The organism is Achromobacter sp. GQ309, assembly GCF_059759315.1.
Genome location: NZ_JCAXDP010000005.1, coordinates 361,981 through 376,613, shown reverse-complemented (window position 1 = coordinate 376,613; position 14,633 = coordinate 361,981). Strand labels below are relative to the sequence as shown.

16 protein-coding genes are annotated in these 14,633 nt (G+C 67.2%); 11 read left to right on the top strand and 5 right to left on the bottom strand.

Features of this window, described 5'->3' with window-relative positions:
- Positions 1–9: 9 nt before the first annotated feature.
- Together AC6CIE_RS17985 and AC6CIE_RS17980 are read right to left on the bottom strand one after the other, a co-directional pair.
- Positions 10–1,197, bottom strand: coding sequence for an MFS transporter (locus AC6CIE_RS17985; RefSeq protein ID WP_254594358.1), 1,188 nt, complete (start codon positions 1,195–1,197; stop codon positions 10–12).
- Positions 1,198–1,461: 264 nt separating this feature from the next.
- Positions 1,462–2,400, bottom strand: coding sequence for a GlxA family transcriptional regulator (locus tag AC6CIE_RS17980; RefSeq protein ID WP_175186297.1), 939 nt, complete (start codon positions 2,398–2,400; stop codon positions 1,462–1,464).
- Between the two features lie 263 nt (positions 2,401–2,663).
- Here AC6CIE_RS17980 and AC6CIE_RS17975 point away from each other — a divergent pair, with 263 nt between their 5' ends.
- Positions 2,664–3,422, top strand: coding sequence for an SDR family oxidoreductase (locus AC6CIE_RS17975; protein WP_498093203.1), 759 nt, complete (start codon positions 2,664–2,666; stop codon positions 3,420–3,422).
- Between the two features lie 30 nt (positions 3,423–3,452).
- Here the strand turns inward: AC6CIE_RS17975 and AC6CIE_RS17970 are convergent, their stop codons facing one another.
- The 3 genes from AC6CIE_RS17970 to AC6CIE_RS17960 all read right to left on the bottom strand — a co-directional run bounded on the left by AC6CIE_RS17970 (position 3,453) and on the right by AC6CIE_RS17960 (position 5,407).
- A complete protein-coding gene (locus AC6CIE_RS17970) occupies positions 3,453–4,241 on the bottom strand; it encodes a DUF1345 domain-containing protein (protein ID WP_498093201.1) in 789 nt (262 codons plus the stop codon).
- Between the two features lie 69 nt (positions 4,242–4,310).
- Positions 4,311–4,835 carry a chromate transporter gene (locus AC6CIE_RS17965; RefSeq protein ID WP_175124494.1) on the bottom strand — a complete coding sequence of 175 codons (525 nt, stop codon included), beginning with the start codon at positions 4,833–4,835 and terminating at the stop codon, positions 4,311–4,313.
- Entirely contained in the window at positions 4,832–5,407 is a 576-nt protein-coding gene (locus AC6CIE_RS17960; protein WP_175186300.1) for a chromate transporter, read from the bottom strand. Before AC6CIE_RS17960 ends, AC6CIE_RS17965 begins: the two co-directional genes overlap by 4 nt.
- A 138-nt stretch (positions 5,408–5,545) precedes the next feature.
- Between AC6CIE_RS17960 and AC6CIE_RS17955 the strand changes: the two genes are divergently transcribed.
- The 10 genes from AC6CIE_RS17955 (at position 5,546) to AC6CIE_RS17910 (ending at position 14,615) form a co-directional block, all read left to right on the top strand.
- Positions 5,546–6,475 carry a LysR family transcriptional regulator gene (locus tag AC6CIE_RS17955; RefSeq protein WP_175124492.1) on the top strand — a complete coding sequence of 310 codons (930 nt, stop codon included), beginning with the start codon at positions 5,546–5,548 and terminating at the stop codon, positions 6,473–6,475.
- A gap of 161 nt (positions 6,476–6,636) precedes the next feature.
- The gene (murI, locus tag AC6CIE_RS17950) at positions 6,637–7,455 is read left to right on the top strand and encodes a glutamate racemase (protein WP_498093199.1); all 819 of its coding nucleotides are present in this window, start codon (positions 6,637–6,639) and stop codon (positions 7,453–7,455) included.
- Between the two features lie 87 nt (positions 7,456–7,542).
- The gene (locus tag AC6CIE_RS17945) at positions 7,543–7,968 is read left to right on the top strand and encodes a universal stress protein (RefSeq protein WP_343737536.1); all 426 of its coding nucleotides are present in this window, start codon (positions 7,543–7,545) and stop codon (positions 7,966–7,968) included.
- A gap of 9 nt (positions 7,969–7,977) precedes the next feature.
- On the top strand, positions 7,978–8,406 hold the full coding sequence (locus AC6CIE_RS17940) for a universal stress protein (RefSeq protein WP_498093197.1): 429 nt from the start codon (positions 7,978–7,980) through the stop codon (positions 8,404–8,406).
- Positions 8,407–8,415: 9 nt separating this feature from the next.
- Complete coding sequence (locus AC6CIE_RS17935; protein ID WP_498093195.1) at positions 8,416–9,732, top strand: PQQ-dependent sugar dehydrogenase; 1,317 nt, start codon at positions 8,416–8,418, stop codon at positions 9,730–9,732.
- A 79-nt stretch (positions 9,733–9,811) separates the two neighbouring features.
- Positions 9,812–10,516: an SDR family oxidoreductase gene (locus tag AC6CIE_RS17930; RefSeq protein WP_175124487.1), complete on the top strand. Its 705-nt coding sequence runs from the start codon at positions 9,812–9,814 to the stop codon at positions 10,514–10,516.
- 144 nt (positions 10,517–10,660) lie between these two features.
- Positions 10,661–12,211 (top strand): DUF1800 domain-containing protein, encoded by a 1,551-nt coding sequence (locus AC6CIE_RS17925; RefSeq protein ID WP_175137731.1) that lies wholly within the window; start codon positions 10,661–10,663, stop codon positions 12,209–12,211.
- Positions 12,208–13,584 (top strand): DUF1501 domain-containing protein, encoded by a 1,377-nt coding sequence (locus AC6CIE_RS17920; protein WP_498093193.1) that lies wholly within the window; start codon positions 12,208–12,210, stop codon positions 13,582–13,584. Before AC6CIE_RS17925 ends, AC6CIE_RS17920 begins: the two co-directional genes overlap by 4 nt.
- 96 nt (positions 13,585–13,680) lie before the next feature.
- Entirely contained in the window at positions 13,681–14,145 is a 465-nt protein-coding gene (locus AC6CIE_RS17915; protein WP_239212897.1) for a GNAT family N-acetyltransferase, read from the top strand.
- A 101-nt stretch (positions 14,146–14,246) separates the two neighbouring features.
- Positions 14,247–14,615 (top strand): COG4315 family predicted lipoprotein, encoded by a 369-nt coding sequence (locus AC6CIE_RS17910; protein WP_175137728.1) that lies wholly within the window; start codon positions 14,247–14,249, stop codon positions 14,613–14,615.
- The last annotated feature ends 18 nt before the right edge of the window (positions 14,616–14,633 follow it).

Sequence of the window (14,633 nt, the reverse complement as noted above, 5' to 3'; positions counted from 1 at the left end):
AGAAGAGGATCAAGGAAGGGAATTGGAAGCCGATGCGGCGGTCGCCGGGGCGGCCACGCGCGTTTCCGGCAACACCAGCAAGGTCATGCAAGCCAGGCCGGCAATGCCTGCCAGCGCCAGAAACGCTGCACTGTAACCCGCGTGCTGCACGATCAGGCCGGCGAGCCCGTTGCTGAGCGCCGCGCCGATACCGAACACCGTGGTGACGGCGCCCAGGCTGGCGTTGAACCGGCCGCTGCCCTGGGTCAGGTCCAGCACCATCAGGGGCAGGACAGCGCCGAAGATGCCCGCGCCGATGCCGTCGAGCAACTGCACGCCCACCAGCCACGCCGTGTCATCCGAAAACGTGTAGAGCACGCCGCGCAGCGGCAGGATGAGGAAACCGAACAGCAGCAGCGGTTTGCGCCCCCACTGGTCCGCATAGCGCCCCACGGCCATGGCGGCGGGAATCATGACGAACTGCGCGGCGACGATGCAGACGGCCGTGAGCGGCGTGGCGAGCGCCGGGTTCGCCAGGGCAAGCTTCTGCCCGACCAGCGGCAGCATGGCCGCGTTGGCCAGGTGGAACAGCGCGCAGCTCAGCGCCAGCAGCACGAGCGGCCGGTTGGACAGCAACTGGCGCAGCGGCACGGGCTGCGCATGCGCGGCGGCATCGTGGCCGGGCTCCAACCCGCGCGCCTTGTCCAGATCGATATGCGCGGGAAGACGCATCGTGGCGGCCAGGCTGGCCAGCGCCATCGCCGCCATCAGGTAGAACACCGCGACCGGCCCCCACACATACGCCAGCCCGCCCGCGAGCAGCGCCGCGAAACCGTTGCCCGCGTGGTTGAACGACTCGTTGCGCGCGATGCGTTCCGTGAAGGCGTGCGCGGTGGTCAGTCCCAGGGTGATGCCCGCAATCGCGGGCGCGAACACCGATGACGCGATGCCTGCCACCGCCTGCGTCAGCGTGACCCAGACAAAGTTCGGGCTGGCCAGGACCGCCATGCACGCCACCGTCACGAGCACGGCGGCGGCAATCAGCAACGCGCGCTTGTTGGAGGCGCGGTCCACCAGCGCGCCGGCCGGTGTCTGGGCTGCCAGCGCCGCCAGCCCGGATATCGTCATGACGAGCCCGATGCTGTCAGGGCGCCAATGATGGACGGCAAGCAGATAGATGGCGAGATAGGGGCCAAGCCCGTCCCGCACATCGGCCACGAAGAAGTTCAGCCAATCGAGAGGGCGCGTTGCGGGCGATGGAGAGTGCAAGGCAGACGTGGAAAGCGTGGATGTCGATCGGTGTCGGCCTGGAATCGGCGCGAGGCCTTTGCCTCGGTTCGCCGGATATGCCGGAGCCGCGCGCCAGGCATGCGCCAGCGTTCGGATGGCGCATCTTAGATCACAACGATCCGGGCGTCAGCGACAATGCGCTACAGCGGCGCGGCGTTCAACGCGCTGTCAGTTTCAGGTCTGCATGATGCGTCATGCGCTGGCAGGTTGCACCCCGCGCCTCACCTCGCTCGGGGGCTGGCCATACGCGCGCAGGAACGCCCGCCGCATGCGATTGCGGTCCGCGAAGCCGGTATCGCGCGCCACGACATCCAGGGAATGCCGCCCTTCTTCCAGCATCCCGCGCGCCGCTTCCAGCCGCAGCAGCTCCACCACCTTGGCGGGGGAATGCCCGGTCTCGTCACGGAACACCCGGCTGAACTGGCGTGGCGACAAGCTGGCCGCCTCGGCCAGTTCCTCCACTGTCAACGCGTTGCGCAGATGCTCCTTGGCATAGACCAGCGCCCGTTGCACGCGGTCGGAGCGCGGTTCCAGTTCGAGCAAGGCAGAGAACTGCGACTGGCCGCCCGGCCGCCGGTGATAGACCACCAGCCGGCGCGCGACGTCGCGGGCCAGCGCCGCACCGTGGTCGTCTTCGATCAAGGCAAGCGCCAGGTCAATGGCGGCCGACATGCCAGCCGACGTCCAGATGTTGCCGTCGCGCACGAAGATGCGGTCAGGGTCGACGCGCACTTCGGGAAAGCGTTCCTGCAAGCTGCGCGCATGTGCCCAGTGGGTGGTGGCGGTGCGGCCGTTCAACAGGCCGGCCTGCGCGAGGACGAACGCGCCCGTGCAGACGCCCGCGACACGGCGCGCTTCGGTGGCGGCGCGCGCCACGTAGCGGGCCAGGCCGGGCGAGATCGGCCCTGGCATCAGTTCGCCCGCCACGATCAGGGTGTCAGGCATCACGCCGAGAGCAACCGTCTCGATGCCGGCGTTCATGGTGGACCGGATGAGGCCGCCGCCTTCCGACAGGATGGTGACGCGGTAGCCGTCGCGGTCCAGGGCGATGTTGGCGAATTCAAACGCCGCCAGCGCTGCCAGGCCCATCACCTGAAAACCGTCTTCGAGAATGAGGCCGATCTGGCGCATGTTTAAACCTTTGTCTGGAAATGACGCTTTAAGGCTATTTGAGCCGCGAGTACTCGTCAACCGATGAATTGCTCGGGGGCCGTGATGTGGCCTCCATGCGCAGTATTTATCCCATCAGCACGACGGACGGGGAGGTACACAAAAAATTAGCGTGTCCTAAAACGACGCTTTATTGACATTTGAGACAAACTCAATCTGCCTCATAGTAACCACACCGCGATCTGAAACGAACCCAGACGCTCACAACCGACCGAGGCACCGACATGCAACTGACCCAAAACACCATCTTCATCACAGGCGGCACTTCCGGCATCGGCCGCGCGCTGGCCGTCGCTTTCCACGACCTGGGCAACAAGGTCATCATCGCCGGCCGCCGGCAGGCGCTGCTGGACGAGATCGCAGCGGCGCATCCGGGCATCGAAGGCATCCAGCTCGACATCTCGGACGCTCAGGACATCGACCGCGTCGCCAAGACCCTGATCGCCAAGTACCCGTCGCTGAACGTGCTGATCAACAACGCGGGCATCATGCCGTTCGATGACCCGTCGGCCACGATCGACGACGCCGTGTCGCAGCAGATCCTGGAAACGAACCTGCTGGGTCCGATCCGCCTCACGTCCGCCTTGATCGGCCATTTGAAGGCGCAGCCTCGCGCGACGATCATCCACAACACGTCGATGCTTGCCTATGTCCCGATCGCCTCGAACGCCGTCTATTCCGCATCCAAGGCCGCACTGCATTCGTACGCGTTGTCGCAGCGGTTCATGCTGCGCGACACCAACGTGACGGTCCAGGAAATCGCGCCGCCGTGGGTCGACACGGACCTCATCAAGAAAAGCGGCGATCCGCGCGCCATGCCGCTGGATGCGTTCATCGCCGAGACAATGCAGAAGCTGGCGACCGACGCGCCCGAGGTGCTGGTCGACGCCATTCGTGACCTGCGGGACAACCCCGGCTCGAACGAGCATGGGTTCGTGAATGCGTTCAATCAGAGCCTGGTCGACAATCCGATCCCGGTCTGAGGCCGCGCGAGGGGCGCCGCCGGAATTCCCCTACGCCCGCCCCGCCGCCACGTTCACGCTGATCGCGATGATGAACACGTTGAAGAAGAACGCGATGACGCCATGCGTCATCGCCATCCGCCGCAGCCGCCGGTTGACGATCTGCACGTCCGACACCTGGAACGTCATGCCCAGCACCAGCGAGAAATACGCGAAGTCCCAGTAGTCGGGGTCGTCCGTGCCAGGAAAGTCCAGACCCTTGTGCATGGCGTTCTTATGGCCGTAGTACCCGTGGGCATAGTGCAGCGCGAAGATCATGTTCATGTAAAGCCACGACAGCACGATGGTCACAGCGGCGGCCAGCGTGTCCACCAGGGCGCCGACGCTGCTTTGCGCATGCAGTTCGACCCACAGCGCAACGAGCACCATGCAGGACAGCGCGACGCTGCTCCACAGGACGCCAGTACGGCCCACATCGTGCTGGCGGGCGTGCAGGCGCATGGAAGCGGCGCTGGTGCGGCCGAACACGCGCACGGTCAGGATCAGGAAGACCAGCGCCCCGGCGTCAAAGCCCAGCAGGAGGGCGAGGCTGGGCGTCAGGCCGGCGGCGTATAACCCGCCCGCGACGACGAGCAGCAGGCCGGCGCACAGCATCAGCCGGCGATGGGCGTCGAAGAACGGCAGCGGCTCGGCATTCGACGCCGCGCCGGCGCCGGCATCGCGGGGCGTGTCTTGCTCGGCGCGGTCATCCCGGGTGCTGCGGCCCCGGGCGCTTTCATCTAAAGCGTTTTCGTCTGAAGCGTTTTCGTCTGAAGCGTTTTCGTCTGTGAGCGGCTGCATGGCGGGCTCCTGTCCGCAGTGCGCACCCGTGGCGCGTATCGCGCGCTGGGCTCGCAAGAGTCCCCTACGCTAACTGATACCAAGCAAACCGGCCAGCGCGCCCGCGAAAAGCAGCCACAGCGGGTGAATCCGCGTGACGCTGCCCAGGATCGCCACGATGGCGGCGATGGCGCCCAGCAACCACGTATGGACAGACGCCTCGGTGATGAGCGAGGCGCTGGCCGCGACCAGGCCCACGGTCATCGGGAAGATGCCCGCCTGAATGACCCCGCGCCAAGGGCGGTCCTTGAATTTTTCCCACAGCCCCAGCGCGATGACGGTGATGATCGACGACGGACCGAATTTGGCGATGGTGGTGGCAAGCACGCCCGGCAACCCCGCGACGTGCCAGCCGACCAGCGTGACGACCATCAGATTGGGCCCCGGCGCGGCCTGGCCCAGCGCGAAGAGCGCGGAAAAGTCGGCGGCGGTCATCCAGCCGTGCACCTCCACGACCTGGCGCTGCATCTCGGGCAGGATGGTGTTGCCGCCGCCGAAGGCCAGCACGGACAGCTGGGTAAAGATCAGGACGAGCGCGATCAGTGTGTGAATCATCGACGTTGCCTCCAGACCATCAGAATGCTGAGCGGCGTCAGGACCGCCATGGTGGGCAGCAACGGAATGCGCAACACGGCAATCGCAATGAAACAGGCGGTGGCGACCACGCCCGCCAGCCAGTCGCGGCGCTTGATGACCGGCATGCCGATCTTCACCGCCATCGAGATCAGCAACCCGGCTGCGGCGGCGGCCAGGCCGGCGAACAGGTGCTGGATGTCGGGATCGTTCTGGAACCGGTCGTAGACCATGCCAAGCATGATGACGATGATGGACGGCGCCAGGATCAGGCCCATCAGCGCGGCAAAGGCGCCGCGCGGACCGCGGAATTTCATGCCCAGGGCGACGGACAGGTTGATGATGTTGCCGCCCGGCAGGAATTGGCACAGGCCCAGCAGTTCGGTGAATTCCGCGCCGGTCAGCCAGCGGTGCTTTTCGACGACCATGCGCCGGGCCAGGGGCAACGCGCCGCCAAAGGCGGTCAGGCCCAGCACGAGGAATCCGTAGAACAACTGGCCGCAAGTAGGGGGAGGCCGTACGCCGGCCTCGTCAAGGGGAAGTGCTGCGTTCATCTTTTTGGTGGCCGGCGTAAGGCCTGCGATGGGAACTGGCGGGGGGCCGCGCCAGAGGTGGATAACGAACTTGCAGCGTACGCTTCGCCTTGAATAATGTCTAATATATGACAAGTTCAAAACTCATATCGAACACATATGGCAAGCGTAGATTTACGGCTCCTGCGTTATTTCCTGGCGGTCGCCGAGGAGTCCCACCTGACCAAGGCCGCCGCCCGGCTGGGCATTCGTCAGCCCCCACTCAGCCAGCAGATCCGGGTGCTGGAGGCCGAGCTGGGCGTGACCCTGTTCCACCGCCTGCCGCGCGGCATGGAACTCACGGAAAGCGGCCGCGCGCTGCTGGACGACGCGCGCAACATCATCGCGATGGTGGACCAGGCCGTGGACGGTGTGCGGCGGGTGTCGCAGGGCGAGGCGGGCCGCTTGACGGTGGGGTTCACGGGGTCGGCGGCATTTCATCCGTTCGTGCCGTCGGTCATCCGCCGTTTCCGCGAAAGCGCGCCGCACGTGCATCTGGTGCTGGAAGAAAGCAGCACCGGGGAACTGCGCGAGGCCGTGGCCGAAGGACGCATCGATGTCGCCTTCATCCGCGGCGCGCACGCGGACCCGGGCGTGCAGATGGAAACCGTGCTTGAAGAGGCCATGCTGGCGGCCTTTCCGGCCGACCATCCCGCCGTCAAGGGGCGCACGCGCAAGCGCATCGCGCTGTCGGAACTGGCGGACGAATCGCTGATCCTGTACCGGCGTCACAGCGGCCCGGGTTTGTACGACGCGATCATTGCCGCCTGCAGCGCCGAAGGCTTCAGCCCGCGCGTCACGCAGGAAGCGCCGCGCATGCTGTCCACGCTGAGTTTTGTTGCCGCGGGGCTGGGCGTGTCGCTGGTGCCGGCGTCGCTGCGCCGCGTGAACATCGAAGGCGTGGTGTACGTCAGCGTGACGCACCCGAAAGCCCTGCGCGCGCCGCTGAACCTGATCTGGCGCGATGCGCCGCTGTCGGGCGCCGCGCGCAAGCTGATCGACGAGGCGCGGCGGCAGCGGGACGCATCGCCGGCGGCGGAAAGCCAATAAACCCGCCAATAGACCCGCCAGTAGACCCGCCAGTAGTCCCGCCAGTAGTCCCGCCAATAGACCCGCCAGTAAACCCGCCGCTGAACCCCGCCGGCAGAACGCCAGTAGGCCCCGGCGCTACACTTGCCGCCACCGCATCCTGCATAGACCAACGTCTTTCCATGCTTTCCGAATCCCCCATCGGCGTGTACGACTCTGGCGTCGGCGGGCTGAGCGTCCTGCGCGCGATCCGCGACGCGCTGCCCAACGAGTCCCTGCTCTACGTCGCCGACTCCGCGCATGTGCCCTACGGGGAAAAGACCCAGGCGTTCGTCGAGCGCCGCGCCTGCGCCATCGCCGACTATTTCGTGTCGCAGGGCGCCCGCGCCATGGTGGTGGCCTGCAACACCGCCACCGCCGCGGCGATCGCGTTGCTGCGCAAGCGTCATCCCGAGCTCATCATCATCGGCGTCGAACCCGCCATCAAACCCGCGGCGCACCTGACGCACACGGGTGTGGTCGGCGTCTTTGCCACGACGGGGACGCTGGCCAGCCCCAAGTTCGCCGCGCTCGTGCAGCGCGAGGCGCCCGAAGTGCGCATCCTGCTGCGCCCTTGCCCGCAGTGGGTCCGGCTGGTCGAGCAAGGCGTGCTGTCGGGCCCCGAGGCCGCTGAGGCCGTGCGCGCACCGGTGGCCGAATTGCGCGAGGCCGGCGCCGACGTGCTGGTGCTGGGCTGCACGCACTTTCCCTTTCTGCGCGACGTGATCCAGGACGCCGCCGGCCCTGGCGTGCCACTGCTGGAAACGGGCGCGCCGGTGGCGCGCTGGCTGCGCCACCAACTGCAGGAACGCGGCCTGCTGAGGGAACGGGGTCCGGGCGGACTGCGCTTGCAGACCACCGGCGAAGCGCCCGCGCTGGCGCAGCGGGCCAGCCTGCTGCTGGGCACCGCAATGACGGCGGAGACGGTGCCCGACGCGTGGCGGGGAACGCCCCCCCCTTGATCCGACGCATCGCCGGGGCACCGCCGGCGGGGCGAATGTGGGATACAGTGGAACGCACGCCCCCCTACGGTTCGCAAGGAGACGCTCATGAAACGCATCCTGATTCCCGTCGATGGTTCGGAACCCGCGCTGAACGCGGTCAAGGCGCTGCTCGACGCGCGCCGCTACGATCCCGTCGAACGCGTGGACCTGCTGACAGTCCAGATTCCCTTGAAGGCCGGCGCGTTCGGCAGCGGCCTGTCGCAGGAAGAGATCGACGCCTATCACCGGGAAGAAGGCGAGGCCGCGGTTGAGTCCGCCCGCGCACTGCTGACGCAGGCCGGCGTGCCGTTCGAGACCCACATCCAGGGCGGCGCGGCCGCCGAGACGATCGTGCGCGTGGCCGAGGAAACCGGCGCAAACGAGATCTTCATGGGGACACGGGGGCTGGGGTCCGTGTCGGCGCTTTTCATGGGGTCGGTCGCCACGGGCGTGCTGTCCCTGACCGAACTGCCGGTCACGCTGGTCAAGTAAGGAGCTGCGATGCTGAATATCCTTGTTCCCGTCGACGGCTCAGAAAACGCCGACCGCGCCGTCGTGTATGCCCGCCGCCTCGCGCAGGGCGCCAAATCGGCGCGCATCCATCTCATCAACATCCAGACCCCGCCACGCGAACGCGCCGGGGTGTCGCGCCTGATCACGCAGGACATGATCAATGACTTCTACGCCCGCGAAGGCCGCGAAGCGTCAGAAGAGGCGCGCAAGCAGCTGGATTCGGCCGGCGTGGACTACGTCAGTCATGTGGTCTTTGGCAACGCGCCGGCGGAAATCGCGGGTTATGCACAGGACCATGGCTGCGCGCGCATCGTCATGGGCACGCGCGGCAATGGCAAGCTGACCAACATCCTGATCGGGTCGGTCGCCAATCAGGTCGTGCAGTTGGCGCACGTGCCGGTCACCCTGGTGAAGTAGGCGCGCGTCATGCCTGCCCTGCGCATCCTGCCCGCGGCCGTCCTGGCGTTGACGCTGCTCAGCGCCTGCGGCGAGGTTGCCAAGTTGCCCGTCGAAGCGGGCATGGGTCCTGATCCCCAACTGCCGCCGCCCAACACCACGCTCATTCCCACGGTGAACACGGCCAAGGCCGTGGGCTGGCAGGACGGCGCGCAGCCGACGCCCGCCGCCGGCCTTGCCGTCACCGCCTACGCCAGCGGACTGGACCATCCGCGCTGGCTGTACGTGCTGCCCAACGGCGATGTGCTGGTCGCCGAGACCAACGCGCCGCCTAAGCCCGAGGACGCGCCGGGCGGCATCAAGGCGTGGGCCACGGGGTTGGTGATGAAGCGGGCCGGCGCCAAGACCGTCAGCGCAAACCGCATCACGTTGCTGCGCGATGCCGACCACGACGGCGTCGCCGAAACGCGGACCGTCTTGCTGCAAGACCTGAATTCACCGTTCGGCATGGCGCTCGTTGGCAACCATCTTTATGTCGCGAATGCGGATGCAGTCGTGCGCTTTCCCTTTACGCCGGGGCAGACGCACATCACCGCCCCCGCCGAGAAGGTCACCGACCTGCCTGCGGGCCTGAACCATCACTGGACCAAGAACCTCATCGCCAGCCCGGACGGGTCGCGGCTGTACGTGTCCGTCGGCTCGAACAGCAACGTGGGCGAAAACGGCATGGACATCGAGGAGGGCCGCGCCGCCATCTGGGAGCTGGACGTGGCCAGCGGCCAGAAGCGCCTCTTTGCAACGGGGTTGCGCAATCCGGTCGGCATGGCGTGGGGGCCGGACGGCAAGACGCTGTGGACGGCGGTCAACGAGCGCGATGAACTGGGCAGCGACCTTGTACCCGACTACATGACCTCTGTGCGCGACGGCGGCTTCTATGGCTGGCCGTACAGTTATTTCGGCCAGCACGTCGATACGCGTGTGACGCCGCCGCGGCCGGATCTCGTGGCGCAGGCCATCGTGCCCGATTACGCGCTGGGCCCGCACACCGCCTCGTTGGGCCTCGCGTGGTCGGGCGGCGCCAAGCTGCCGGCGCCCTTCGTCCACGGCATGTTCGTCGGCCAGCACGGGTCTTGGAACCGCGATCCGCGCAGCGGCTACAAGGTGATCTTCGTGCCCTTCGACCAGAACCAGCCCGCCGGTCCGGCCCTGGACGTGCTGACCGGATTTCTCAATGACGCCGGCCAGGCGCAGGGCCGTCCGGTGGGCGTGGCCATCGACGCGCAGGGCAGCCTGCTGGTGGCGGACGACGTGGGCAACGTGATCTGGCGCGTGGGGTCCAAGCCGTAGCCGTCCGCGTCCGGCGTCTTGGGCCGCACGCCCACCCGCCCCTACAATGGCCGCTCCCGAATTCCAGACTGGAGCGAGCATGAGCACGGAAAAAGTGGCGATCCTCACGGCGGCCGGCAGCGGCATGGGTGCGGCGGCGGCGCGCAAGCTGGCGGCGGACGGCTACCGCGTGGCCATCCTGTCCTCGTCCGGCAAGGGCGCGGCGCTGGCGCAGGAACTGGGCGGCCTGGGCGTCACCGGCTCAAACCGCTCGACCGAAGACCTGTCCCGCCTGGTTGAAGCCACCCTGCAGAAGTGGGGCCGCGTCGATGCGGTGGTCAACAGCGCCGGCCACGGTCCCAAGGGCCCGCTGCTGGAAATCAGCGACGACGATTGGCACCTGGGCATGGAGTTCTACCTGCTGAACGTCGTGCGCATCACGCGCCTGGTCGCGCCGGTGATGAAGCAGCAGCAGTCCGGCGCCATCGTCAACATTTCCACCTACGCCACCTTCGAGCCGGAAGCGCTGTTTCCGACGTCGGGCGTGTTCCGCGCCGGCCTGGCCGCCTTCACCAAAGTGTTCACCGACGAATACGCGCAGCACAATGTGCGCATGAACAACGTGCTGCCCGGCTTCATCGACAGCCTGCCCGAAAAGGAAGACCGCCGCGTGCGCATTCCGATGGGCCGCTACGGCACGGCGCAGGAAGTGGCGGACCTGATCGCGTTCCTGGCCTCCGATGCGTCGTCCTACATCACCGGCCAGAACATCCGCATCGACGGCGGCATCACGCGCTCCGTGTGACGCGCGCGGTATGACGCGCGCGCGACGCGTCATATCCGCCTGATCTCATGCGTTTGGTGTAGTCCCTCGTCCGAATGACGGTATTGAACGCCCCGCCGGGCTTTTAGTACCGTAAGTTTTTGCATTCGATGAGGTGCCCGGCGCATGACCGCTACGCCGTCAGCGGCTGCGCAGCAGTCCGCATCCCCTACCCCCGGCCAGGCTTCGCGCTTTCTGGCGCAGGCGACGTTCGGCCCCACGCCGGCCGACATAGACGCCGTCGTGCGCGGCGGCTACGCGGCGTGGCTGGACGCGCAGCTGGCGATGCCGCCGTCGCAGACGCACTTCGACTGGCTGCTACAAAAGAACCGGAATACCGAGGCCTTCAAGGGCAACGGCATCAACGCGCCGCTGGAATCGACGTTGTGGCGCAAGTTCATCAGTGCGCCCGATCAGGTGCGCACGCGGGTTGCGTTTTCACTGTCGGAGATCTTCGTCGTCGGCGTTTCGTCCATCACGGCGTCGTGGCCGCTTTTTGGCGCGGCGGGCTTCATGGACCTCTTGGCCAAGCACGCGCTGGGCAACTACCAGGACCTGCTGACCGCCGTGACGCAGAACCTGTCGATGGGCTGCATGCTGACCTATCGCGGCAACCGCAAGGAAGATCCCAAGACCGGCCGCCACCCCGACGAAAACTATGCGCGCGAGGTGATGCAGCTGTTCAGCATCGGCCTGCTGGTGCTGAACCAGGACGGCACGGTGAAGATGGTGAACGGCGCGCCCGTCGAAACCTACACCAATGCGGACGTGCAGGGGCTGGCCAAGGTCTTCACGGGCTGGGACATCAACGGGCCGGAGACGAACGTGGAGTTTCATCGCCGTCCCATGGCGCTGAACAACGCGTTGCACTCGATGTCGGAAAAGCGCTTCCTGGGCGCGGTCATCCCGCCCGGCACCGACGGCCATCTGTCGCTCAAGCGCGCCATGGAGGTCATCAGCGCCCATCCCAACGTCGGGCCTTTCATCGGCATGCAGCTCATCCAGCGCATGGTGACCAGCAATCCCAGTCCCGCGTATGTCGGCCGCGTGTCGGCCGTGTTCAACGACGACGGCACGGGCCAGCGCGGCAATTTGAAGGCCGTGGTGCGCGCCATCCTGCTGGACCCCGAGGCGCGCCAGCCGGACCTGTCTTCGCCCCATTGGGGCAAGGTGCGCGAGCCCATCCTGCGTTTTTCGGGCTGGGCCCGCGCATTTGGGGCCACGTCCACCAACGGCGAATGGGCCATGCCGGACACCACGGACAACACGATCAGGTTGGCGCAAAGCCCCATGCGGTCGGCCACGGTGTTCAACTTCTTCCGGCCCCGCTACGTGCCGCCGGTCACCGAACTGGCCCGCCGCCATCTGGTCGCCCCGGAACTGCAGATCACGGACGAGACCAGCATCGCGGGTTACCTGAACTTCCTGGCGATCTACGCGGATCGCGGCTGGGAGGATCTGCAGACGAGCTATACGCCCGAGATCGCGCTGGCCAAGGATCCTGAAGCACTCGTGGCGCGCGTCGTACTGCTACTGGCGGGCGACGCCTTCAGCGCACGCACGGCGGCATCCATCGCCAAGGCCGTGGCCACGCTGCCGCCGGACCGCCCGCGCGACCGGGTTCGCGCCGCGATCATGCTGGTGGCCGCCACGCCCGAATACCTGGTGCAGAAATGACAGACCGTCGCGACCTCGACCGCCGTGCCTTCCTGCTGCGCGCCTTTGCGCTGGGCGCGACCCGCGCGGCCGCCCCGCTGGCGCTGAACCTGGCCGCCATCGGCGCCGCTGCCGCGCAATCCGCCCCGCCCTCGTACAAGGCGCTGGTGTGCGTCTTCCTGTACGGCGGCAACGATCCCTACAACACGCTGGTCCCGTACGATCCGTCGTCGTACCGCGCGTATTCCACGGCCCGCAGCGACATCGCGCTGCCCCGCGACGCGCTGCGCGCCACCCTGCTGCGCGGCAAGGCCGACACGCAGGGCGGCATGCAGTTTGCGCTGGCCCCCGCGCTGGCGCCGCTGGCCCCGCTGTACGAGCGCGGCGACATGGCGGCGCTGCTCAACGTGGGACCGCTGATCGTGCCCACGACCAAGGCCGAATACATCGGGGCGCGCGTGCCGCTGCCGCCCAAGCTGTTCTCGCACAATGACCAGCAATCGGTCTGGCAGGCATTGGCGCCGGAGGGCGCATCGTCGGGTTGGGCCGGCCGCCTGACGGATCTGTTCGCGGGCGCCAACGCGCAGCGCACCTTCACCGGCATCACGGCGGGCGGCAGCACGGTGCTGCTGGCCGGGCGCAAGGTGGCCGGTTATCGCGTGGGCATCAACGGCTCGACACAGATCGACCTGCTGCATCGCGACATGTACGGTTCCAGCGCCTGCACCGCGCTGCTGCGAGACCTGATCACCGAGCCGCGCGAACACCTGATGGAACGCGAGATGTCGCGCATCGCCGCGCAATCCATCTCGGCCGACACGCGCCTGCGGGCCGCCTTGGCGGACGTCGCCGTGCCGGGGGATTTTTCCACGCCGCTCGCCCAACAGCTGCGGATCGTGGCGCGCATCATCGCCGCCCGCGACACGCTGGGCGCGCGGCGTCAGGTGTTTTTTGTGTCGCAGAACGGCTATGACAACCACACGGGGCTGAACGACACGCATCCGGCACTGCTGAAGGAGATGGGCCAGGCGCTGGCGGTGTTCCAGAGCGCGCTGGCAGAGATGGGCGTAGCCGATCAGGTCACCACCTTCACGGCCTCCGAGTTCGGCCGCACGCTGGGTTCCAACGGCAACGGCTCGGATCACGGTTGGGGCTCGCATCACTTCGTGCTGGGCGGCGCGGTCAACGGCGGCCGCTGCTACGGCGCCCACCCGGAAATCGCGCTGAATGGGCCTGGATTCGTCGACAACGGCCGGCTGCTGCCCACTACGTCGGTGGATCAGTTGGGCGCCGACCTGGGCGCGTGGTTCGGCGCCGGCCGGGACGATCTGCGGACGGTGTTCCCGAATCTGCGGCATTTCGGGCCGGAGCCGTTGGGGATGTTGAAGGGTTAGGCACTGGCGCCCACCGCGCAACCGATCTATAACGTCAGGCAACCCGCCCGCCATCCGGCGGCGCCCGCGTTCCCCCCCTTCCCTTCGCACCGCAACATGAGCCTCACCCCCGATCTGGCGTTGCAGCCCGCCACCGAAGAAGACGTGCCGTTCCTGCTGTCCCTGCGCAAGCGCACGATGACGGCGTATCTGGAGCGCGCCGGCATTCCGGTGGACGATGCCGAGCACCTGGCGCGCATCCACTACCACTTTGACGACGCCCAGATCGTCTGGCTGGCCGGCCGTCCTGCCGGCCTGTTCAAGCATTACCGCGATCCAGCGGGCTGGCGCATCGTGCAGATCCAGATCGATCCCGACTTCCAGGGTCAGGGGCTGGGCCGCCGGCTGCTCGCCAAGGTGCTGGACCGGGCGGACAAGGAAGGCGCGCCAGTCACCCTGAGCGTCCTGAAAGGCAATCCCGCCCGGCGGCTGTACGAGGCGCTGGGGTTCACTTCCGTGGAGGAGACCGAGCTGGAGCATGAAATGCGGTATGACCCCGGCGCGGTCCGGCCGGGCGCTTGAACCCTTCGCGGCAGCTTTTTTCCGGACCGCTGGAATAAAGCGGCCCCGGCCGGCGTCCGTAGAGGGCAGTCCCCCAATCCTTTCCCTCTACGAGGCACACCATGCGCAAACACACCGCCGCGGCCCTGGCTCTTGCCTGCGCCGCCCTGTTCTCGGCCGGCGCCCACGCCCAGGCCGTCAAGACCCAGAACGGCATTCTGGTCGATAGCGCCGGCATGACGCTGTACACCTTCGACAAGGACACCGCGGGCAAGAGCGCCTGCGTTGACCAGTGCGCCAAGGCCTGGCCGCCCGCCATGGCCACCGGCGACGCCAAGCCGATGGGCGACCTGACGGTCATCACCCGCCCCGACGGCAGCAAGCAATGGGCCTACAAGAACAAGCCGCTGTACCTGTTCGCCAAGGACACCAAGCCGGGTGACAAGACCGGCGACAACTTCAAGGAAATCTGGCACGTCGTCAAACCCTGATCCGGACTGCTGCCCGAT